Genomic DNA, 21,523 nt, shown 5'->3' with positions numbered 1-21,523 from the left:
TGGGTCCGACATACAACTCACCGCGTCCGCACCTTCGGTGGATCGAGTCCGGGTCTGCGGGAGCGGGCGGTCGCGTCGTCGACCGGCGCCCCCGGCCCTGCGCGGTACCGGCCACCGCGCACCGGCACCACGCCGTCGGCAACCCGCATTCCGCGTGGAAGTCCCGTGAGCGTGTCGCCGGGTCGCGTTACAGTGGGCCCATGACCTCCGTACCGTGCCGAAACCGGTGGCGCTCCTTCTAGGAGCGGCCGCCTCATCTGCACGGAACCAGGGCCGTTCGATATGGACGGCCCTTTTCTCTGCCCTCGTACGGGTACGGATGCCGATCCCGGCGGGCCGTCCTCCACGCAACCAGCACCCGCGAGGAGAGACCCATGACCACCGTCGCCGCACCCGCCACCACCCCCGCTCAGCGTCGCAGTGCCGAGCTGGAGCAGCAGATCCAGCAGGATCCCGGGCGGTTCCGCGTGATGACCGGGGACCGGCCCACCGGGGCGCTGCACCTCGGGCACTACTTCGGCACCCTGCACAATCGCGTACGGCTCCAGGACCTCGGTGTGGACGTCTTCGTGATCATCGCCGACTACCAGGTGCTCACCGACCGGGACGTCGCCGAGCGGCTGGGCGAGCACATGGAGGGGATGCTGCTGGACTATCTGGCCATCGGTATCGACCCCGCCCGCACCACGATCTTCAACCACAGCGCGGTGCCCGCGCTGAACCAGCTGATGCTGCCGTTCCTCAGCCTCGTCTCCGTCGCCGAGCTGAGCCGCAATCCCACCGTCAAGGACGAGATCGCGCACTCCCGGCAGTCCGCCGTCAGCGGGCTGATGTTCACGTATCCCGTGCATCAGGCCGCCGACATCCTGTTCTGCAAGGGCAACCTCGTCCCCGTCGGACAGGACCAGCTGCCGCACCTCGAAGTGACCAGAAGCGTCGCCCGCCGTTTCAACGAGCGGTACGGGCCGGTCTTCCCGGAACCGGACGCCCTGCTCTCCGCCGCACCCCTGCTGCTCGGCACCGACGGCACGAAGATGAGCAAGAGCCGGGCCAACTCCATCGCGCTCGGCGCCACCGCCGACGAGACCGCCCGGCTGATCCGCGGTGCGAAGACGGACACCGACCGGCGCATCACGTACGAACCGGAGACCCGGCCCGAAGTGTCGGGGCTCGTCCTCCTCGCTGCGCTCTGCCTCGACCGCGACCCGCACGAGGTCGCAGAGGAGATCGGTGACGGCGGCGGCGCCGCGCTCAAGCGGACCGTGACGGACGCCGTCAACGAGCGGCTGGCGCCGGTGCGGGCGCGGCGGGCCGAGTACGCGCGGGACATGGCGTATGTACGGTCGGTGCTGCGGGAGGGCAACGAGCGGGCCGATGCCGTGGCCGAGGCGACGCTGGCGCAGGTGCGACAGGTGATGGGGGGCGTGCTGTAGCGGATCCCGTCGGATCAGGTCACGTCAGTCGGGTCGGTCGGTACGGGCGGGTTGCCGACCCGTACCGGACGCCCTATCGCGGTGTCACCGCCCGCCGTCTGCGCAACAGCTCCGCAAGTCCGCGCCGGGTCGCCGCGATCACCACGCGGTCCTCGGCGCGTAGTACGTACCCGGGGTGCAGATCCCAGATCAGGCCCGACGGCCGGTCCGAGGACGAGGGACCGGCCGTCGTCAGGTCCGGGTGCCGGTCCTCCGGCGGTGTGGCGTCCAGCGCCAGCACCCGCCAGGCCCCCGCCCGGAACGCCTCCTCGACCGTCCGGCCCTCCAGCTGCGGGTGGCCCGCCACCTTGATCGCCGCGAACAGCATCACCTTCCGCTCGACCGGGATCGCGCCCAGGATCTGCCGCCCCATCATCGCGACGGCGAAGGACGGGGCAGCCAGGTGGGAGACGGACCGGGAGCGGGTCAGGGCCTGCGGGTGGGCGGTGCGCAGGGTGCGGTAGACGGCGGTGGCGAACTCGTCGTCGAAGAGGCGCAGCGCCACCTGCAGGTCCGGTTTGACCGAGCGGGCGTAGAGGGTGGCCTCCAGATTGGTGGTGTCGGAGCTGGTCAGGGCGAGCAGGGCGCGGGAGCGCTGAATCTTCGCCGCTTCCAGGACGCCCTCCTGGGTGACGTCCCCGAGGACGACCGGTACCTGCAGCCGCCGGGCGACGGGGATGCCGCGCGCGGCCGGGTCGTCCTCCACGCACACCACAGGAATGTTGAGCTCGCGGAGCCGGACCAGCACCCTGGTGCCGATCTTGCCGAGTCCGAGCAGCACGACATGGCCGGAGAGCCCGCGCGGTGGGCGGCGCAGCGACGATGCCGTACGCAGGGAGCCGAAGGCTTCGAGGACACCCGCCACCAGCAGCGGCAGCAGCATCAGCCCGGCGACGCCGGAGAGCAGCTGGATGACCTGCCGGGCGGCGGAGCCGTCGATCGCCGGATCGCCCATCGCGAACAGGTCGAGCAGCGTCAAGTAGACGGCGTGCAGCGGGTGTTCGCCCGTCGTGAGCGTGGAGGCGACGGCGAGGCCCAGCACCGCCGCTGCGACGCCCAGCACCGACCGGCGCAGCCGGCGCGAGAAGATCCGGCTCAGGGGCGCGCTCCTGCCGCCCATTCGCGGGGCCGGCCGGTCCGGTGCGGCCTCCCGGATGGCCTCGAGGACCACCGTGCCACGGCCGGTCGCGGCGGCCACCGACTGCTGGTCGGGCAGGAGTTGGGGGCCCTCGGCGCCGCTGCTGTCGGAGCCTTCGGCGCCCGCCGGGTCATGGGTGGTGGAGGAGAGCAGGGCGAGCGTGCACAGGCCCGGGTCGGCGACCTCGCCCTGCCGGGGCGGGGTGCGTTCGACGGCCCGCAGGAGCAGGCCCTCCGCCTGGACGACCTTGCTGGAGCCGGTGAGCGCCGTCGCGGCGAGCGCGGGCGCGGCGGTGTCGGCGTCGGAGAGGACGGTGGTGGACGTGTCCAGTGCCGTCGGGTCGAGTCCGGGCACGGCGACGGCGGCGGCTTGGTCGAGGAGGGTCTCCAGATACTGGCCGAGCTTGCGGTTGTAGAGCCGGATGACCAGCCGGACACGGGGGTTGAGGCGCCGGGCGGTGAGTGCGGCGCGGATGTTGCGCTCGTCGTCGTCGTAGACGAGCGCCAGCGCGGCGGCCGTGTCGACACCCGCCTCCTCGAACGCCTCGTCGGACGGCTCCGCGGCCTCGAGGATGCGGACCGCCTCCAGGCCGGCGCCGGTGTCGTTGTCGGAGCCGCCGTTGGCTACGGTGCCGCCGTTGCCCAGGTTGCGGTTCATCGCCGCCGACATCCGGCCGAACAGTGTGGCCGCCCGCCCGCGTTGGGTCAGCGGCAGCTCCGGGCGGCGCGGGTCGCGCCCCGGCGGGAGCAGCAGCGTGACCCGCTCCCCGTAGACATAACGCAGCTCCACCGCCAGCCGCTGGGCGAGTGCGTCGTCGCCGCAGACGACCATGTGGCCGCTGATCGGGGAGCGTTGGGGCTGCTGGGGAAGTGTCGACACGGAACCCAGCATGCCTTGCCCGCCCCCCAATTGCCGGACGCTCCTATTCGGACCGGTCGGTGATCTTCGCCCCGGTGATCGACCCGCCGGATCGACGGATCGCCGACTCGACTGCCGCGACCCGGTCCGCGAGCAGACCGAGGGCCGCGACCGCCCGGGTCATGGGGCTGCTGTCCGGGCCGCCCAGCGCCTGGGTGCGCACGTACGAGGCGGTGATCGCCGCCCACCGGTCGGCCTGTTGGGCGGTGAGCCTTCCGCGCAGGGAAGCCAGTTTCAGCAGACTGGACTCGGCGCCGGTGGTGAGCGTCTGGGCCTCGCCCGCGTAGTGGTCGTCGACGACGGCGTCGAGCTCGGCGTCGTTCATCACGGGCACGATCCGTTCGGCGATCCTGTTCATGTTGCGGTACGAGCCCTGCAGCCGGAACGGCGGTTCGGTGCGCGTCGCGTCGGTCTGTGCGGCCGAGGCGATGTATGCGGCGTTCACCGCGAGAACGGTGGTGCGGGCGGTCAGCAGGTGGCGCAGGACCGAGACGATCCGGTCCAGTTCGGCGGGTGTGTACGGGTGGTCGAGACGGTCGGTGCGCGCGATCGGGGAAGGCGCGCCGGAGGCCAGGCGCACGAGCAGCGCGAGATCTTCCCGGGAGCGGTCGGCGAGGGGTGCCAGCACCGGGTTGGCGGTCAGCGCGTTCTCGACGAAGCTGAGCGCGAAGACGTCCTCGCGGCCGCTCAGCACCTCGCCCAGGTTCCACACGTCGGCCCGGTTCGCCAGCATGTCCGGGATCCGGAACTGCTCGCCGGACTCGGTGTACGGATTGCCCGTCATGCACACCGCGAACCGCTTGCCCCGCAGGTCGTAGCTGCGCGGCCGGCCGTCCCGTACGCCCTCGACGCGGCGGGTGGCGTCACAGAGGGGGATGAACTTCTGGAGCAGTTCGGGCGAGGTGTGCTGGATGTCGTCGAGGTGGAGGAGCGTGTTGTTGCCCGCCTCCAGTGCAAAGTTGATCTTCTCGATCTCGTGGCGGGCGGTCGCGCTGCGTGCCTGCGCCGGGTCGAGGGAGGTCACCTCGCGGCCGAGTGAGGGGCCGCTGATCTTGACGAGGACCAGGCCGAGCCGGTCGGCCACGTACTCCATGAGGGTCGTCTTGCCGTAGCCGGGCGGTGAGAGGAGCAGCAGGAGGCCCTGTGAGTCGGTGCGCCGGTCGGCATCGGCCGTGCCGAGCTGCTTGGCGAGACTGTCGCCGATCAGCGGCAGGTAGACCTCGTCGATGAGCTGGTTGCGGACGAACGTGGACATCACCCGCGGCCGGTGGTCGTCGAGCCGCAGCCGGGCGCGTTCGGCTGCGACGAGGGTGGTGCGCTGCCGCTGGTGGGCGCGGAGGCCGGGGACGGCAGTCGTGCGGAACTCCGCTGTACGGGAAAGGAGTTCGTCCAGGCGCACGGCGAGACGGCCACGGTCGATGCGGGGGTGGATGCCGAGCAGGCCGTCCACGGTAGCGGCGATCGGTGCCTCGCAGTCGTATCGCTCGGTCCCCGGCTCCGGGCAGAGCTCCACGGCGACCGCCTCCGCGAGGTCACCGCTCGTGATGTCCGCGCCGCCCGCGCGGGCGTACGAGGTCAGCCAGCCCTCGACGAGCTGGCGGCGTGCGGGGAGGTCGTCGCGGAGGGCGGACAGGTCCTCGTCGTACGCCGAAGTTCCGGTCGTGCGGCGGAACTTGTCCAGGAAGGTGCGGACGGCGGCACTCGTCACGAACCCGGCGGGGCCGGAGGTCAGCTCCTCGAAGAGATATGCGGCGGTGGTCTGCGCGTCATCCGCCCCGATCCTGGCCGCCCACTCCTCCTGGAGCGCGGTGATCGCGGGCGCCGGGCCGAACGTCTCGCGCGCCCGGGCCAGGGAGACGGCCCGGCGCGTCCAGGAGGTGCGCAGGGCGTCGTCCGCCTCCCATGTCCAGAAGAGCTGTGCCGCCGCGCGCACCGCCGACGGGACGCGCAGCAGACCTGCTCCGGCATGCAGTCGCAGCAGGGTGGCCAGGATGGCGGTGGCGTCCTCGTCATGGACGCCGCGCTGATATCCCTCGTCGTACGCGGAGGCCGCCGACTCTCTTACCAGCAGGGCCAGTTCGGCCGGTGCGCGGGCGGCCAGCGCGTCCGCGCCGTGCTCGTCCAGGAGGCGGGCGGCGAGGTGCTCGGCGCGGTAGACCGACGGGGACTCCGACGGCAGCTGCTGCTGCCAGTACGGGCGGGCCGCGTCGAACGCCGGGTCGGTGACGGGAGCCCGGTAGTCGGTTCCGGTGACGGCGAACGCGAGCCGGTCCCCGGACGGCACGAGCGTCAGGTCGAACGGCTGGGTGTTCACGGCGAACCGGTGCCGGCCGAGCCGGATCGTCGCACCGCCGTCCGCGTACAGCTCGCTGCGGTCGCGCAGCGCCCGCCCCGCCTCCTGGCGTGCCGCCTTCAGCCGCCCGTCGAGCTCCTCGGCCCGTACCGGGTCGCCGAGCCCGCGCAGCTCGTCCGCCGTGCGGCGGACCTTGGCGACCATCGGGTCGGAGGCGAAGTATGTGTGGACCGCGTCCAGGTCGGGGAGGGCGGACAGGCGCCGGGAGACCGTTTCGAGGACCCGGGCCGCCGACTGGGCCAGCCGTTCCGCGCGGCGCGCGCGGGCGTCCTGCAGCGTCTGCTTGCGGGCCGAGAACGCCTCGTACACCTCTGTCCGTCGCTCGGACAGCTGGGCGAGAAAGTCGTCGAACTCGGCGAACCGGGACTCCAGATTCTCCAACTGGAGGAGAAGTCTCGCCAGTTGTTCGTCGCATGCGTCGGGGGAGTCCGCGGTGGCCAGCGCGCCGGTGACCGCCTGCCCGAGCAGGGCGAACTCGGCGGCGAACTCAGCCCGTCCCTCGTGGTCGATGAGCTCCCGGCGGCGGGCGTCGAGCGTGGCGCGGGCCCGGTTCACACCGCCGAGGACCTCGGCGATCCGCTCCAGGATCGATGTACGGACGGCTCCGTCGCCGATCTCCAGACCGGCCACGACGTCCGTGACCGTCGCCAGCCCGTCCGTCATCTCCGTCAGCCGGTCGCCGAGCGCGGCGGCGTCGACGACGGTGGCGAGTGCGGAGGCGTCCGCGGTGAGCTGCTCGATGTCCCGGTGGTAGCCGGTGAACGCGTCGTCCCGGCTCAGGAACGCGACCGCGCGCTGGGCGGCGGAGCCGATGTCGGCGGCGGTGGTGGCGGTGAGTGCGGCGATCCGGTCGGTGTCCGCGTACCGCATCTCGGCGAGCGTCGCCAAGCGGCCGTACGCGCGGCGCAGTTCGGTGAGCTGAGAGACCCAGGCGGCGGCCGAGCGCGGGGCTTCGCCGCGGATACGGCGGACGAGCGCGGTGATCCGGTCCGCCGACTCCGCGAGCGCGTCGGCGGCCTGCCGGGTCAGCTCCTGCACCGTCTCGAATTCGGTGAGGACCTGCTGCGCGGTGTCCCGGAGATCGGTCAACGGGGCCGTGAGTACGCCGAGTTCGCGGTCGGCCAGCCAGTGGTATCGGTCGGTGGTGCGGGTGCAGTCGGCGACCAGCTGTGCATACACGGCGGCGGTCGGCGAGGTTTCGGTGGCGCTGTGCGCGAGGGCGAGACAGTCGGAGATGCCGCGGACCAGATCGGCGTTGCCGACCCGGGCGAGCGGACCCGTTCCTGCCGGGCGGGAGGCGGCGTAGGTGTCGGAGACGTACGGGGTCCGCCAGCGCTGCACCGTGTGCACACGCGCGGGCTCGGCCGACGCCGTGTCCTTGAGGAGGACGAGCGCGCCGTCGTCGAGCAGGGCGTGACCGCGGCCGAGCAGCGGGGCGGCGACCTCCTGGCGGATCAGGTTGTAGGGCAGGAGCAGGCTGCGGCCGCCGTCCCGGGAGCGGAAGAGGTAGAGGACGTCTTCGCCGTTGGGGGACCGGACGGCCCCCTCGAATACGGGGTCGGCGAGCGGCTCGGCGAGGTCGAAGGTCTTCGCGGTGCCGGTGGTGAGATAGGTGCCGCCGGGGAAGATGATCCCCTGGTCCTCGGGGAGCCGGCGGCAGGCCGGACCGATGGCGTCGAGGCGCTGCACGGTGGAGAGCAGGCTGTTGAAGACAAGGTGGCGCCAGGAGTCCTCGTTGTACGGGCGGATGCGCAGCAGGATCAGCGGCCCGACCTCGGCGTACTCGACGTCGGCGTCGGCGAGGGACTGGAGCGGCTCGGTGACCGGCTCCTCGTAGATGCCGTCGGGTGTGTCGGTGTCGTCGACCGTCTTCACGGTCAGGGTGCCGCCGAGCGTGTCGACGAAGAGGGTGCCGCTGTCCCCGATCGCTATGTGCGGGTGGCGGCCGGGGATGTGCGAGTCGCGGCCCGCCGGGGTCCAGGTGAAGTCGTGCGACGGCGGGAAGACGTGGTCGCGGTCGCCGCGCGCGTCGAGGAACGGGCCGGGGGAGCCGTCCGCGGCGAGCGCCCAGCGCAGGACACGGATGTCGTCGGCGGTCTCGCCGGTACGGAACACGGCGAGCAGCCGGCCGTCGACGCGGCGCAGGCGGAGCAGGCGGGCGTCGCGGTAGTAGCGGTGCAGGGCGGTGAATTCGCGTACGAACGCCTCGTCGGCGAGCAGCGTGTCGCCACTCCCGGCCAGGTCCGGTCCGTACAGCGCGAGTACGTCGGCGACGGCGGCCTCGCCCCGTGCGCCCGGCCCGCGCTCGAAGCCGAACAGCAACTGTCCGCCCACGGCGACCAGATCGCGCGGCAGCGATGGCTGCTCCGTACGGATCTGCTCGGTGGCCAGCAACCGCAGTTCCGTCGAGCCGAACGCCTCGGTGCGGCGGGCGTTGAGGGTTTCGGCGCGGCGGGCGAGTTCGGCGGCGTGCGCGGCGAGGCGGCGCCGCAGCACGTCGTAGGTGCCCGCGTCCACGGTGAGGGCGGGGTCGGTGTCCATGCGTACGGCTCCCTACGGGGTGTGCTTGCGGATTGCGCGGCCTCCAGCCGCACGTTGCTCTCGATCGCCGGCCGGGCTCGAGGTGGCGGTCGGGCATGTCGAGCCTGTCCGGCGATCGAGGACGGACCGGCCGCCGGACCGCCCCGCTACGCCGCCGGCGTCCCGTTGCGCGCCGCCACATCCGGCGCCTCCGCCAGGGCCCCGACCCGTACATCCGCCAGCCCGAGCTTCCGCGCCGACTCCAGCAGCTGCCGGACCTGGCCGGCATCCGCCCCCGTCCCCGGCGCCGCCATCATCCGCATCAGCAGTGCCGACACCGTCAGGTTCTGCACATCGCCCGTGGATACCGACCCGAGCACCCGGGTCAGGTCCTCGGTGAACGACGACGACCCGTTCAGCCACGGCCCGGCGAGGGCCTTCGCCGTGTCCGAGTTCTCCATGAACCCGTCCACGCTCTTTCCGAGCGAGATCGACGAGACCAGCCGGTCGAAGAAGACCGACTCGCCGCCGACGATGTCGATGTCGGCGTTCTCCAGACCGGCGGCCACGATCGTCGCCTGCGCCTCCGCGACCTGCCGCTGCACATCGAGTCCGGCCAGCCTGATCTCCTTCTCGGCGGCGAGCCGCAGCCGGTACTCCTCGTGCCCGCGCGACGCGTCGTCCAGTGCCGCCATGGCCGCCGCCTTCTCCGTGAGCCCGGCCGCTTCGGCCTTCAGCTTCTCGCCGATCATCGCCGCGTCCGCGGTGGCCTGCGCCTGGGTGCCCTCGGCGGTCGCCAGGGCCTTCAGCCGTGCGCCCTCCGCCTCGGCCCTGAGCCGGGCGGACGTGGCCTCCGCCTCGGCGAGACCGGTCTTCTCGATGACGTCGGCCGCCGCCTCCCGCACCTGCACCTCCGCCAGGCCGGGCGCCGCGGACTCCGCCTGGACGCCTTCGGCGAGCCGCAGCTTGGCCCGGGCGTCGAGATCCGCGCTCTTGAGCCGGGCCTCGGCGAGCGTCAGCTGCTCCGCCGCCCGGTGGGTGGCCGCCGCCTCGGCCGCCTCCGCCGCCTTGATGTCCTTGACCAGCTTCTCCTGGGCCTCCGCCTCGGCGGCGATGATCACCGACTTGCGGGTGCGCTCCGACTCCTCGACGGCCCGCAGTGTCTTGATCGACTCTTCCTGCTCGGCGACCGTACGGTCCACGGCGATCCGCTCCCGGATCACATCGGCGACCTCGCGGCGCTCTGCCTCGACCTCCTTCGTCGCGGCGATCCGATTCAGCTCGGTCTGCCGTTCGCGCCCGATGACCTCGATCAGCCGATCCTTCTCGATGCGCTCGTTCTCGACCGCGATGACCCGCTCACGGTTCTTCTGCGCGACGGCGATCTCCCGCGCCTGGTTCTCGCGCTGGATGCCGAGCTGTTCCTCGGTACGGATGAACGCCGCCTGCGCGCCCAGCCGTTCCTCCTCCTGGACCCGGGCGGTGGCTGCCTCCTCGCGGGCCCGCAGCGTCTCGACCTCGCGCCGCTGCTTGATCTCGGCCTCGGCCTGCCGGCGCTCCAGCTCCAGGATGGTCTCGCGGGCGTCGACGTTCTGCCGGGTGATCTCCTTCTGTTCGGTGCGCTGGAACTCGTTGGTGCGTACGTGCTCGATCGTCGTCAGTTCGGTGATCTTGCGGATCCCCTGAGCGTCGAGGATGTTGGCGCTGTCGAGCTGCGCCATCGGTGTCTGCTCCAGGTGGTCGATCGCCGCGTCGTCGAGGTGGTAGCCGTTCAGGTCGGTTCCGATGACCCGGATGATGCGGTCCCGGAACTCTTCGCGCTTGGTGTAGAGATCGACGAAGTCCAGCTGCTTGCCGACTGTCTTGAGGGCCTCGGCGAATTTCGCGGCGAAGAAGTCCTGGATGGCGATCTTGTCGCTGGCCCGCTCGGTGCCGATGGCCTGGGCGACCTTGATGACGTCCTCGACGGTCTTGTTGACCCGTACGAAGAAGTTGATGTGGATGTCGGCGCGGATGTTGTCCTGGCAGATGAGGCCCTCGCGGCCGGTGCGCCGGATCTCGATCGTCTTCACCGAGATGTCCATGTACTCGGCCTTGTGCAGCACCGGCAGGACGACGGCACCGGTGAAGGTCACGTCGACCTTCTTGGTCTTGGAGATGATCAGGGCCTTGCCCTGTTCGACCTTGCGGAAGAGCCTGCTGACGACGAGGAGCAGAGCGATCGCGATGAGCAGGACCACGGCGATGAGCACACCGAAGCCCAGGGAGATGGCGTCCATGACAGTCCTTGGCGGCTGGTGACGAAGGCGAGGAAGGTGAGAGGAGCCGGACCGCCCGAGTTGCGGCGGGCAGCCGTGTGCGCGCCGGATCGCGGCGTACGGCGGCGGCCGGTGGCTCAGCCGGTGCGGCGGGGCCGGGTACGCGGCAGCTGCCGCGGTGGCGTCGGTGGTCCCGGGTCGAGTGTCACGTCGTAGGGCGAGACCCAGAAGAACTCGCCCTCGTCGTCGTACGCGTAGAGAAGCCCCGCACTGCCCGCCGTGAAGACCGCCTCGTCCGTCTGCCGCAACTGCCTGACCTGCACGATCGCGGTGGACCCGTCGGCCGCCGCGACCTCGGCCTGGCCGAAGTCGGAGCTGACGGAGCCGGTACGGACGGTGCAGACCCGGCCGAGGAAGTCCTGGCGGGACGGCGGGGGTTCGGCCGGGAAACGGCGCCGGTAGCGGGTGACGAGCATCCGGACCACGGCCCAGGAGACCAGCAGCGCCCCGGCGAGCACGGCACAGGCGAGCGCGGCGCGCGGGGTGCCGGTGACCGAACTGCGGTGCAGCAGGACGGTGCCGGTCAGGCTGGTGAACCAGGCGACGACGATCATCACGGACACCGAGACGGCGACCGGCACACCGCCGATCCCGGCCAGGTCGGTGTCGAGGTCGGCGTCGAAGGAGTGGTGGTCGGCGGCACCGGCCAGGACCAGCAGCCGGAAGCAGATGACGACGACCAGGGCCGCGCCGAAGAGGGCGGCGGGAAAGGAGAGCGCCGCGCTCAGGAACTCCTGCATCGGTCCACTCCCCCCTGCGTGTGAGCGGGGGTGCGGCGGATGTGCTGTTCGACGGTGACCCCGGTGCCGCGACGTCGCCGACAAGCGGCGCCGCAGCAGCCGGGTCTTCCCCCGTCCCCGTATCCCCCGTGCTCCCCCGTGTTTCCCCCGGTGGTGCTGGGCCTGATCGTGACAGCCGATGCCGCCGTTCCGCATTGCCGGAGTCCGGCAATCTTTGTACGCCCTCGATGCCGGGCACCAGCACCTGCTCCGATGCGTTGAGCGAGTGTCAGTGACGCGTCAAGACTGGGGGCATGGACGTGCCGGAGCCGGAGATTCCCGACGAGTATCTGGGGGACTATGCCCGCATCCTGGGCGAGGTCGCCGCGACCGGCCGCCGGCTGACCCGCGACGAGCTGGAGAGCCGCCGGGCCCTGGGCCGGGAGGCCGCCGAGGCCGGACTCCAGCTGCGCGCCCTGGTCCGTCTCCACCTGGCGGCGACCCGCACCGCCTGGCCCGGCGCCGACGCCACCGACCCGGCGTCCACCGACTGTGTGCTGGCCGCGGTCGAGCAGTCCGTCGACGCGTTCGCCGAGGGGTTCGAGCGGGCCCAGCGGCTCACCGTGCGGCGGGAGGAGGCGGCGCGCCGCGAGTTCATCGACGACCTGCTGTACGGGCGCAGCGACCTGGGACGGCTCGCCGAGCGGGCCACCCGGTTCGGGCTCCGGCTGTCACGCGCCCATGCGGTCGCGGTGGCGGCCGGCCCCCAGGCGTACACCGAGACGGACACCGTGCCGCGGCAGGTGGAGTCGGCGCTGCTGGCCCGCTTCGACGGCCGGAAAATCCTGCTGACGACGAAGGACGGGCGTCTGGTCTGTATCGCCCCGGGTTCCCAGCCGGACGTCCTGCGCTACTTCGGCAAACAGGCGCACGCGGCGACGGACGGCGGCCGGGTCGGGGTCGGCCGCCCGCACCGGGGGCCGGGCGGCGTCGTCCAGTCGTACGACGAGGCGCTCGCCGCACTCGACCTGGCGGACCGGATGAACCTGGACGATCCGGTGCTGTACGCCGCCGATCTGCTGGTCTACCCGGTGCTGACCCGGGACCGGCAGGCGATGGCCGATCTGGTGCGCAGCCAGCTGGGCCCGCTCCAGCAGGCCCGCGGCGGCGCCGAACCATTGCTGAAGACGCTCTCCGCGTACTTCGACGCGGGCTGTGTCGCCGCGGAGACGGCCCGGCGGCTGGCGCTGAGCGTGCGGGCGCTCACGTACCGGCTGGAGCGGGTCCATCAGCTGACCGGTTCGGACCCGTCGGACCCGATGCACCGGTACACGCTGCAGACGGCGGTGATCGGCGCCCGGCTGCTGGACTGGCCCGCCAAGGAGCTCTGACCGGCGGGTCCGCCCCGCTGCCGGATCCCGGTGCACCTGCCCCGCTGCCGGCTCCCGGCAGGCCCGAACCCGGGCGCTGCTCACCGCGTGCGGCGATCCTGACCCGCGCTTAGCGTGAAGTGCGGGGGATTTCGGGGTGCGCACCGAGGGAGACCCAGGACCATGGCCCGTCACGCACGTCATGCGCGAGAGCCGTTCGAGGGGGAACGCTCCGTGGGTGGCGTGAGAGGGACCACGACCTCCTCGCCGGCTCGCTCCGCGGCCGGGCGTGAGCGTGGACCGGCGCATCGGTGGTGGGTGCTCGGGGTGATCGGTCTGGCGCAGCTGATGGTGGTCCTGGACGCCACCATCGTGAACATCGCCCTGCCCTCCGCCCAGCAGGACCTCGGCTTCTCCGACGGCAACCGGCAGTGGATCGTGACGGCGTACGCCCTGGCCTTCGGCTCGCTGCTGCTGCTCGGCGGCCGGATAGCCGACCTGGTGGGCCGCAAGATCGTCTTCCTGACCGGTCTGGTCGGCTTCGCGGTGGCGTCGGCGATCGGCGGCGCCGCCCCGGGCTTCGAGGTCCTGGTCGTCGCCCGCGCTCTCCAGGGCATGTTCGCCGCGCTGCTGGCGCCGGCTGCGCTCTCTCTCCTCACCACGACGTTCAACGTCCCGAACGAGCGGGCGAAGGCCTTCGGGATCTACGGTGCGATCGCGGGCACGGGCGGCGCGGTGGGGCTGCTGCTCGGCGGGGTGCTCACCGAGTACCTGAACTGGCGCTGGTGTCTGTACGTCAACCTGCTGTTCGCCCTGGTCGCCTTTGTCGGCGGCGCCAGGTTGCTGACCGGCGGCGCCCCCGCCCACCGTCCGAAGCTCGATGTCCCGGGCACGGTCCTGGTCTCGTCGGGCCTCTTCTGTATCGTGTTCGGCTTCTCGAACGCGGAGTCGCACCCGTGGAGTTCACCGCACACCTGGGGCTTTCTCGCGGCGGGCGGTGTGCTCGTGGCGGCGTTCGCCTGGTGGCTGACGCGGGCCGCGCATCCGTTGCTGCCGTTGCGGGTGGTGCTGAACCGGAACCGAGGAGCGTCGTATCTGGCGATGTTCATCGCCGGCGGCGGCATGTTCGGCGTCTTCCTGTTCCTCACGTACTACCTGCAGAGGACTCTGCTCTACTCGCCGGTCGCCACCGGTCTCGCGTTCATCCCGATGGTCGCCCTGATGATCGCGACGTCGATGACGACGACCAATGTGCTGGTGCCGCGGTTCGGCGCGAAACCGATCGTGCCGCTCGGCATGGGCATCGCCGCGGCCGCCATGGTGTGGATGACCGGCCTGGACCTGACCAGCGGCTACATCACCCATGTGCTGCCCAACCTGCTCTGCCTCGGTCTGGGCCTCGGCATGGTCTTCGCGACCGTGATGAACCTGGCCACGTACGGGGTGGCCGTCCGTGACGCGGGTGTGGCCTCGGCGATGGTCAGCACCAGCCAGCAGGTGGGCGGTTCCATCGGTACGGCGCTGCTGAACACGCTCGCCACCGGCGCCGCCACGAGCTACCTCGTCGGACGCCCGCCGACCCCCGCGAACATCGCCCAGGCCCAGCTGCACAGCTACTCCACCGCGTACTGGTGGTCGGCGGGATACTTCGCCCTCGGGCTGCTGGTCACCGTGGTCCTGTACCGCAGGGGTGCGCCCCGCCCGCAGCTGGTCGAGGACGCGGCACCGGTCCGCGCCTGACGTCCGCGCGTACCGAACCGGCCGGCGGCCTCGGCGAGCGAGGCTCGGCCCACGGTGACATCGACGCCGGGCGGTGCGGGCGGAGGTGGGCCGGGGACCCGCTCGGGGGAGTCGCGAGTCCCCGGCCGGGCCGGGAGCGGTCCGATGGTCAGTCGGACCGCGGTGTGTTCCCGGCGGTACGGGGGGCTGTCGGGCCGACCCGGAGAGGGTGCCCGACGAAGGTGTCTAGAGGTCGAACTCGTGGGGCGGAAGGTCGAGTGCGAAGCACGCCTCCCGCACGACGGCCTGCTCCGACTTGTCGAAGTCGCCGTCGGCGCCGCCGATGACGATGCCGATCTGGATGACGGCGCGCGCCTCGGCCGGCTTCTTCTTCGCCTTGCCGATCTCCTGGAGCACGCTGACCTTGCCGAAGGCGAAGTCGGCGGTGAGCTTGTTGACGTACTCGTTGAAGCGTCGCTGCAGGTCGTCCGCCGGGAAGTTCTGCAGCACCTCGTTGGAGGCGATCAGCGAGGCGACGCGCTGGCGCTCGGACGGGTCGATGGAACCGTCGGCGGCGGCGACCAGGGCGCACATGGCCATGCTCGCGTCCCGGAACGCACCACTCTTCAGGTCGTTCTTCTTCGCCTCGAGCTGCGACTGCATCGTCGTCGCGGATTCCTTGATCCGATCCCACAGTGCCATGACGTCTCCATACGTTGCGTTGCGTTGCCGGAACGAGATTCAACTCTACAGACGTGTAGAAGTTAGCAGGATGATCGCCCGCTGTGTCCGGGAACCGGCCTTCAGTACGATGCTGCACGCCGTGGACGACGCGGTATCGCACGAAGGGCAGTCACCACGATGGACACGGCCGGGGCCAGCTACCACCCGCACAACGAACTGCCTCACGACAACGTGCCCCCGGCGGGCTCCGCCTCCGACGCCCGGCGCCCCCGCAAGCGCGGACAGGGCGAGCTTGAGGCCCAGGTCCTCGCCGTTCTGCGCTCGGCGAACGGCCCCGCGACGGCGGGCTGGGTACAGGAACACCTCGACGGCGATCTCGCGTACACCACCGTCATCACGATCCTGTCCCGTCTGTACGAGAAGAAGTGCGTGACCCGCTCCCGCCAGGGCCGCTCCTACGTCTGGACGTCCGCCTCCGACGAGGCCGGTCTTGCCGCGCTGCGGATGCGCCGGGTTCTGGACGGCGAACGGGACCGCGAAGCCGTACTCGCCCGGTTCGTCTCGGCGTTGCCCCCGGGCGACGAGGAACGCCTGCGCGCGCTGCTGGCGCAGACGACGGAGAAGGACGAGGACTGACCGATGGGCGTCTTCGTCCACCTGCCCCTCGTGCTGCCGCTGACCGCGCTGCCGATCGCGCGCCTGGCCGAACAGCATCTGCACCCACGCAGCGCCACCCGCCTGCTGGCGGCCGTCGGTACGACGCTCGCCCTGTGCAGCACGGTGTGCCTGGCGCTGCTGATGGTGGTGGGCACGGCCCAACTCCCCGGCAACCCGCTGCCGGACGGCTGGTCGGACCCCGAGGTGCGCGCGGCGGTGCCGTACGAGGAGAAGGCGGGCATCGTCGCGATCGGGGTGCTGGCGGCGGTGGTCGTGGCATGCGGGTCGGCGGTCCACCACCACGTACGCCAACGCGTCCGCGCCGCACGGGCCCTGCGGTCCCTCGCGGAGCAGCCGTCCGGGGTCGCCGTGCTGCCGGATCCGGAGCCGTACGCGTACGCACTCCCCGGCGCCCCCGGCCGGGTGGTCGTGTCGACGGCGATGATGGAGTGCCTGACCGCGCGCGAACGCCGGGCGCTCGTCGCCCACGAGCGGGCCCACCTGACCGCCCGCCACCACCGCTACCTCCTCGCCACCCAGCTCGCCGCCCGGGCCAACCCGTTCCTGCTGCCGCTGCGTACGGCGGTGGCATACAGCACGGAACGATGGGCGGACGAGGCGGCGGCGCAGGCGACCGGCGACCGGCGGGCGGTGGCGGGCGCGGTCGGCAAGGCGGCGCTCTTCGCGCACCGGTCACCGGACGCCCTGCCCGCGCTCGCGGCGGTCGGCCCGATCCCGCGCCGGGTCGCCGCGCTCCTGGACCCCGTCCCGCCGACCCGGCTCTGGCCGCCGTCGTCCGCCCATGTCGCCTTCGCGGGACTGGTGGCCACCGCCGGAACCACGATGTCGGCGCTGTCGTCGCTGAACGCGACGGTGACACTGGTACGGATCCTGCACGCGGCGACCCCGCTCTGACGACGGCTCAGTCGACGGCCGAGGCGCGCTCCACGACCGGAAGCTCCTCGTGAGTGAGAGGCACGCCGCCCCCGGAAACACCGCCCCCACGGTCCCGCCGCTTCCGGATCCGGGCCACGACGGGCTGGGTCCAGCGGGCGGTGAGCGGACCGACGATCACCAGGATCAGGACGTACGCGGTGGCGATGGGCCCGATCCGGGGCTCGGTCGCCACGGCCAGACCGGCGATCACGATGGAGAACTCACCGCGCGCCACAAGCGTGCCACCGGCCCGCCACCGCCCGGGCGACCCGATCCCGGCACGCCGGGCCGCGTACCACCCGGTGCCGATCTTGGTGAAGACGGTGACGACGGCCAGCAGCAGGGCCGGCAGCAGCACGGGCGGAATCTGGGCCGGATCGGTGGAGAGCCCGAAGAACACGAAGAAGACGGCGGCGAACAGATCACGCAGCGGCGTCAGCAGCTTGCGGGCGCCCTCCGCCACCTCCCCCGAGAGCGCGATCCCGACGAGAAACGCCCCGACCGCCGCGGAGACCTGCAACTGCTGGGCGACCCCGGCCACCAGGACGGTCAGCCCGAGGACGACGAGGAGGAGCATCTCCGGATTGTCGGAGGAGACGGCCCGGCTGATGAGCCGGCCGTGCCGCAGCGCCAGATACAGCACGAACCCGACGGTGCCGAGCGCGACCAGCAGGGCGATGCTGCCGCCGGCCAGGCCGACGCCGGCGAGCATCGCGGTGAGCAGCGGCAGATAGACGGCCATCGACAGGTCCTCGATGACGAGGACCCCGAGAATGACGGGCGTCTCCCGGTTACCCAGCCGCCCCAGATCGGTGAGCACCTTCGCGATGACGCCGGACGAGGAGATCCAGGTGACCCCGGCCAGCGCGACGGCCCCGACGGGCCCCCACCCGAGCAGCAGTGCGGCCACCGCGCCGGGCGTCGCATTGAGTACGAAGTCGACGGCCCCGGACGGATACTGCGTCTTCAGGCTGGTCACCAGCTCGGACGCGCTGTACTCCAGCCCCAGTAGGAGCAGCAGCAGAATGACGCCGATCTCGGCGCCGACGGCGGTGAACTCCTCGCTGGCCCCGAGGGGCAGCAGCCCCCCGTCCCCGAACGCCAGGCCGGCCAGCAGATAGAGCGGAATAGGCGAGAGCCCTATCCGCCCGGCGAACCGCCCGATGATCCCGAGCCCCAGAATGACGGAGCCGAGCTCCACCAGCAGTGCGGTCGTGTCGTGCACGGTCAGCCCTCCGCAATGATCTCGGAGAGCGCGTCGACGCCCTCGCGCGTACCGACGACGACAAGCGTGTCCCCGATGGCCAGCCGGAAGTCCGGCCCCGGCGACGGGTGCGCACTGTGCGTCCGCAGGACGGCCACGATCGACGCTCCGGTTCGCGTCCGCGCCCGGGTGTCCCCGAGCAGCCGCCCCCCGTACGGGGAGCGCGACCCGAGCGGTATGTGCTCGGTGACGAGATCGATGCCCTCGGTCCGTACGGCATCGATGGGCGCGGCGTCGATGAGATGCGCGAGTGCGGTGGCCTCCTGCGGAGTCAGCGGCACGGAGAGCCGGCACGAATCGGGGTCGTCGTGCTCGTAGAAGCCGATGAACCGCCGCCCGTCGTGGTGGACGACGACCGAAATGTGCTGTCCCGACTCGGTGGTGTAGTCGTACTGCACACCGACTCCGGGCAGCGTGGTCCGGTGGGTTCCCATGGCTTCCTCCCGAGGCGCACGACGGCACAGCGACACACTTGGCGATCTCTTTAACGTCTCATTACCTTAACCGGAGACTTCCGCCGCTTGCGGGGCACGTGTCGCGGACCGCCCGATCGGCACGGCGCGGGAGGCTGCCGGGGCCCGGACGCAGCCGTGCCCGGCGGTCTGTTGCCCACCGCCGGGCACGTGGGGTGGGGAACGCCGTCAGCCGGGTCCCGGTCCTGCCGTCGGCCGGCTGCTCGGGGGTGGGCTAAGCGGATCCGCCCGTCGGGCCCTTGATGCCGGCGATGTGCTCGGCGAGCGTGTCCAGGGACTGGAAGGTGGCCCCGAGGACCGCGACATGCTTCCACCGGAGCACTCCGTCCGGCCCGATCAGGAACACGGCTCGGCGTACCCCGATCCCGGGCGCCGTGATCCCGTACGCCCGGGCGATCTCCCGCCCGGTGTCCGCGAGCAGCGGCATCCGCAGACCGTATGTGCGGGCGAACGACTCATGGCTGTCCACACCCTGTGGACTGATTCCCCAGACCTCCGCGTCGAGACCGGTGAAGGTCTCCATGCCGGAGGAGTACGAGCAGAGCTGCTTGGTGCAGACGGTCGTGTTGTCGCCGGGGTAGAAGGCGAGAACGACGGTACGGCCGCGGGCGTCCGAGAGTGTGTAGTCGCTGCGTTCGAACGTGTCTCCGGCGAGCGCTCCGCCCGGCAGCGTGAAGTCCGGTACGGGCCGGCCGACTTGTGGTGACGATCCCATGGCGGGTCCCCTTGTGTGCGACGGGTGTACGGCATACGGCGATGTCTCGGTACAGCATGCTCGGTACGGTGGTGGCTTCCGCGACCAGGAGGTACGCATGGCGGATCGGCGACCACCGTCGGCGGCGGTGCTCCTCCTGCACGGCGGGCGCGAGACGGGGCTGGGGCCGCCCCCGCCCGGGCCGTTGAACCTTCCGTCCCTGCGCATGCGGCCGTTCGCGCGGGGCGTGGTCCGTGTGACCCGGGACGAACCGGTGGACGTGGCGGTACGGGAGGTCCGGTACGGGCACCGCGGGTGGAACGGGTCCCGGGAGGATGCCCTGCACGATGCGGTACGGGCGCTGGACGGCGTGCGGCGCGAGTTCGGCGAGGTGCCGGTCGTGCTCGTCGGGCACTCGATGGGCGCCCGGGCCGCCCTGCGCGCGGCCGGGCATCCCCTGGTACGAGGAGTGGTCGGCCTTGCGCCGTGGTGTCCGCCCGGTGATCCGGTCACCCAACTCGCGGACCGGGACGTCGTTCTGCTGCACAGCAGCCGTGACCGTGTGACGAGCCCTCAAGCCTCCCAGTCCCTCGCCACCCGTGCCCGCCGGGCCGGTGCCCGCTCCTGTCTGGTGACGATCCGCGCCAGCGACCATGCGATGCTCCGCCGGGCCCGGGCGTGGCACACGATGACGACCGGCCTGGTGAGGGGCCTGCTGGGACTGTCCGCGCTCCCGGCGGCGGTCGACGCCGCCCTCCGGCTGCCGCTGGACGCACCGGCGTCGGACGGCACGCTGGACTACGACCGGCTGCGCGCCGGGGGCGACGCCGCGGCCGTGCGCCCCTCGTGACGTACCGCGTGGCAGATGTGCGTGCCGGCCCCTGCGAGCCCAGCATGATCCGAACGAGAGGCCCCAGGCGTGGCGACGACATCGCGGTGCCGGCTTCACGGTCCCGGCTTCCGGCCCCGGAGCAGGACACTTTCCAGCGGTGTTGTCAGTGGTCGCTGCGAGGATCGGTGTCATGGAGTCCTCGAAGCCACTGCTTCTCGCCGACATCGAAGCCGCCGTCCGTGCCAGTTGGGGCGCCGACACGGCCACACCCGGCCACCGGCCGAACTGGACGGCCGACAACCCGGCCCGCGACCAGTGCGGTGTCACCGCCATGGTGCTCAACGACCTGCTGGGTGGCGAGCTGATCCGCGGCGAGGTCCGGGTCGACGGCGAACGCACCGACTTCCACTGGTGGAACCGGCTGGGCATGGGTGTGGAGATCGACCTCACACGGGAGCAGTTCGGGCCGGAGGAGATCGTCTCGGGCGGCACGGTGATACCTCGGCCGGCGGAGATCGTACGGCTGCGCGAGGAGTACGAACTGCTCCGCGACCGGGTGCTGGCGAAGCTCCGGCGATAGCGGGCCCAGCGGTCAGCCGAGCTCCAGGCTGGTGATGCCGAACAGCCCGGTGTGATCGACGTCCGGCATCGGGCCCGTGTACATGCGGGCCGTCTCGAACGACGGAGCGAGGCCCAGCTGTTCGGCGAGCACGACCGCCGCCGGGTTGATGTCGGGTACGTCGACGGCGATCTCGGTGTCCGGTGCGGTGGCCGACAGCGCGCTCATCAGGACGGCGGCGACTTCGGGCGACGAAGCGTGGAGGGGGCCGATGCGTGACGCCGTACGGCAGGGGCGCATCACGGCGAACCCCCGCAACTCCCCGTCGTCACCGACGGCGGCGAGGGCGGTGCGTCCGGGGGCGGCGATCCACGGGGCGAGAAAGCTGTCGCGCTCGGCGGGGAAGAAGCGGCGGTCGTAGACGGCCAGCCGGTCGAAGGGGAGCGAGCGGGCGTCGACGAGCGTGAGCCCGGGCGGTACGGCGATGTCCGCGGCCGGCCGGCCGACCCACCGCATGTTCGTCCAGGCAGAACGAAACCCGGACTTCCGGTAGTTGGCCTGCTGGGCGACGACGCCGTCGAGCCCGACGTTGCGCCCGGCGAGCCGGTCCATTCCGGCGCGCCAGACCTGGATGCCGTAACCCTGGCCGCGAAGTTCCGGGCGGGTGAGATAGAAGCCCAGGAACCCGAAGCCGGAGCCGTACCGGACGACGGAGACGGAGGACACGGGCGCACCGTCGAGCCGGCCGATGAGGAAGCCGCGCGGGTCGGTGGCGAAGAAGGCGTGGCTGTCGGTCCGGCCCGGGTTCCAGCCCTCGGCGTGGGCCCACTCGCCCAGCATCTCGATGTCGTCGGCGCTTGCTGTGGTGATCTCGAATGTCGGCACGGGGCACCTGTA

At 71.8% G+C, this 21,523-nt stretch carries 16 protein-coding genes; 7 read left to right on the top strand and 9 right to left on the bottom strand.

The features are described 5' to 3' along the window. Positions 1 to 374 precede the first annotated feature (374 nt). Positions 375 to 1,433, top strand: a complete 1,059-nt coding sequence (trpS, locus tag OHA03_RS13195; RefSeq protein ID WP_267003894.1) for a tryptophan--tRNA ligase — start codon at positions 375 to 377, stop codon at positions 1,431 to 1,433. Between the two features lie 73 nt (positions 1,434 to 1,506). Here the strand turns inward: trpS and OHA03_RS13190 are convergent, their stop codons facing one another. The 4 genes from OHA03_RS13190 to OHA03_RS13175 all read right to left on the bottom strand — a co-directional run bounded on the left by OHA03_RS13190 (position 1,507) and on the right by OHA03_RS13175 (position 11,459). After that, positions 1,507 to 3,501 carry an NAD(P)-binding protein gene (locus OHA03_RS13190; protein ID WP_267003892.1) on the bottom strand — a complete coding sequence of 665 codons (1,995 nt, stop codon included), beginning with the start codon at positions 3,499 to 3,501 and terminating at the stop codon, positions 1,507 to 1,509. A gap of 31 nt (positions 3,502 to 3,532) precedes the next feature. Beyond that, complete coding sequence (locus OHA03_RS13185; protein WP_267003890.1) at positions 3,533 to 8,422, bottom strand: DNA repair ATPase; 4,890 nt, start codon at positions 8,420 to 8,422, stop codon at positions 3,533 to 3,535. A gap of 146 nt (positions 8,423 to 8,568) precedes the next feature. Continuing rightward, positions 8,569 to 10,680 (bottom strand): flotillin family protein, encoded by a 2,112-nt coding sequence (locus tag OHA03_RS13180; protein WP_267003888.1) that lies wholly within the window; start codon positions 10,678 to 10,680, stop codon positions 8,569 to 8,571. Between the two features lie 116 nt (positions 10,681 to 10,796). Then, positions 10,797 to 11,459, bottom strand: a complete 663-nt coding sequence (locus OHA03_RS13175) for a hypothetical protein (RefSeq protein ID WP_267003886.1) — start codon at positions 11,457 to 11,459, stop codon at positions 10,797 to 10,799. A gap of 299 nt (positions 11,460 to 11,758) precedes the next feature. Here OHA03_RS13175 and OHA03_RS13170 point away from each other — a divergent pair, with 299 nt between their 5' ends. After that, positions 11,759 to 12,829 carry a CdaR family transcriptional regulator gene (locus tag OHA03_RS13170; protein WP_267008033.1) on the top strand — a complete coding sequence of 357 codons (1,071 nt, stop codon included), beginning with the start codon at positions 11,759 to 11,761 and terminating at the stop codon, positions 12,827 to 12,829. A gap of 297 nt (positions 12,830 to 13,126) precedes the next feature. Next, positions 13,127 to 14,548, top strand: coding sequence for an MFS transporter (locus OHA03_RS13165; RefSeq protein WP_267008032.1), 1,422 nt, complete (start codon positions 13,127 to 13,129; stop codon positions 14,546 to 14,548). Between the two features lie 225 nt (positions 14,549 to 14,773). On the opposite strand, the gene OHA03_RS13160 is transcribed toward OHA03_RS13165, so the two are convergent. Beyond that, the gene (locus OHA03_RS13160; protein WP_030931413.1) at positions 14,774 to 15,229 is read right to left on the bottom strand and encodes a tellurite resistance TerB family protein; all 456 of its coding nucleotides are present in this window, start codon (positions 15,227 to 15,229) and stop codon (positions 14,774 to 14,776) included. A 159-nt stretch (positions 15,230 to 15,388) separates the two neighbouring features. Here OHA03_RS13160 and OHA03_RS13155 point away from each other — a divergent pair, with 159 nt between their 5' ends. Next, a complete protein-coding gene (locus OHA03_RS13155; RefSeq protein WP_267003884.1) occupies positions 15,389 to 15,847 on the top strand; it encodes a BlaI/MecI/CopY family transcriptional regulator in 459 nt (152 codons plus the stop codon). 3 nt (positions 15,848 to 15,850) lie between these two features. Beyond that, a complete protein-coding gene (locus OHA03_RS13150) occupies positions 15,851 to 16,783 on the top strand; it encodes a M56 family metallopeptidase (RefSeq protein ID WP_267003882.1) in 933 nt (310 codons plus the stop codon). Positions 16,784 to 16,790: 7 nt separating this feature from the next. Here OHA03_RS13150 and OHA03_RS13145 read toward each other — a convergent pair whose 3' ends face one another. From OHA03_RS13145 to OHA03_RS13135, 3 genes are all read right to left on the bottom strand, one after another. Next, positions 16,791 to 18,029, bottom strand: a complete 1,239-nt coding sequence (locus tag OHA03_RS13145) for a cation:proton antiporter (RefSeq protein WP_267003880.1) — start codon at positions 18,027 to 18,029, stop codon at positions 16,791 to 16,793. Positions 18,030 to 18,031: 2 nt separating this feature from the next. Further along, positions 18,032 to 18,502, bottom strand: a complete 471-nt coding sequence (locus OHA03_RS13140) for a cation:proton antiporter regulatory subunit (protein ID WP_267003878.1) — start codon at positions 18,500 to 18,502, stop codon at positions 18,032 to 18,034. A gap of 253 nt (positions 18,503 to 18,755) precedes the next feature. Continuing rightward, complete coding sequence (locus OHA03_RS13135; protein ID WP_267003876.1) at positions 18,756 to 19,256, bottom strand: peroxiredoxin; 501 nt, start codon at positions 19,254 to 19,256, stop codon at positions 18,756 to 18,758. Between the two features lie 97 nt (positions 19,257 to 19,353). Here OHA03_RS13135 and OHA03_RS13130 point away from each other — a divergent pair, with 97 nt between their 5' ends. Then, positions 19,354 to 20,085, top strand: coding sequence for an alpha/beta hydrolase (locus tag OHA03_RS13130; protein WP_267003874.1), 732 nt, complete (start codon positions 19,354 to 19,356; stop codon positions 20,083 to 20,085). 172 nt (positions 20,086 to 20,257) lie between these two features. Then, on the top strand, positions 20,258 to 20,647 hold the full coding sequence (locus tag OHA03_RS13125) for a hypothetical protein (RefSeq protein WP_267003872.1): 390 nt from the start codon (positions 20,258 to 20,260) through the stop codon (positions 20,645 to 20,647). Positions 20,648 to 20,659: 12 nt separating this feature from the next. Here the strand turns inward: OHA03_RS13125 and OHA03_RS13120 are convergent, their stop codons facing one another. Next, the gene (locus OHA03_RS13120; RefSeq protein WP_267003870.1) at positions 20,660 to 21,511 is read right to left on the bottom strand and encodes a GNAT family N-acetyltransferase; all 852 of its coding nucleotides are present in this window, start codon (positions 21,509 to 21,511) and stop codon (positions 20,660 to 20,662) included. Positions 21,512 to 21,523 lie beyond the last annotated feature (12 nt).

The organism is Streptomyces sp. NBC_00154 (assembly GCF_026342835.1).
Lineage (GTDB): Bacteria > Actinomycetota > Actinomycetes > Streptomycetales > Streptomycetaceae > Streptomyces.
This window is presented reverse-complemented; position numbering and strand designations above follow the sequence as displayed.

Coding starts and splice junctions, on each gene's coding strand:
- OHA03_RS13150 (WP_267003882.1), top strand. CDS start 15,851: ATGGGCGTCTTCGTCCACCTGCCCCTCGTGCTGCCGCTGACCGCGCTG.
- OHA03_RS13160 (WP_030931413.1), bottom strand. CDS start 15,229: ATGGCACTGTGGGATCGGATCAAGGAATCCGCGACGACGATGCAGTCG.
- OHA03_RS13130 (WP_267003874.1), top strand. CDS start 19,354: ATGGCGGATCGGCGACCACCGTCGGCGGCGGTGCTCCTCCTGCACGGC.
- OHA03_RS13125 (WP_267003872.1), top strand. CDS start 20,258: ATGGAGTCCTCGAAGCCACTGCTTCTCGCCGACATCGAAGCCGCCGTC.
- OHA03_RS13180 (WP_267003888.1), bottom strand. CDS start 10,680: ATGGACGCCATCTCCCTGGGCTTCGGTGTGCTCATCGCCGTGGTCCTG.
- OHA03_RS13190 (WP_267003892.1), bottom strand. CDS start 3,501: ATGCTGGGTTCCGTGTCGACACTTCCCCAGCAGCCCCAACGCTCCCCG.
- trpS (WP_267003894.1), top strand. CDS start 375: ATGACCACCGTCGCCGCACCCGCCACCACCCCCGCTCAGCGTCGCAGT.
- OHA03_RS13140 (WP_267003878.1), bottom strand. CDS start 18,502: ATGGGAACCCACCGGACCACGCTGCCCGGAGTCGGTGTGCAGTACGAC.
- OHA03_RS13185 (WP_267003890.1), bottom strand. CDS start 8,422: ATGGACACCGACCCCGCCCTCACCGTGGACGCGGGCACCTACGACGTG.
- OHA03_RS13155 (WP_267003884.1), top strand. CDS start 15,389: ATGGACACGGCCGGGGCCAGCTACCACCCGCACAACGAACTGCCTCAC.
- OHA03_RS13135 (WP_267003876.1), bottom strand. CDS start 19,256: ATGGGATCGTCACCACAAGTCGGCCGGCCCGTACCGGACTTCACGCTG.
- OHA03_RS13175 (WP_267003886.1), bottom strand. CDS start 11,459: ATGCAGGAGTTCCTGAGCGCGGCGCTCTCCTTTCCCGCCGCCCTCTTC.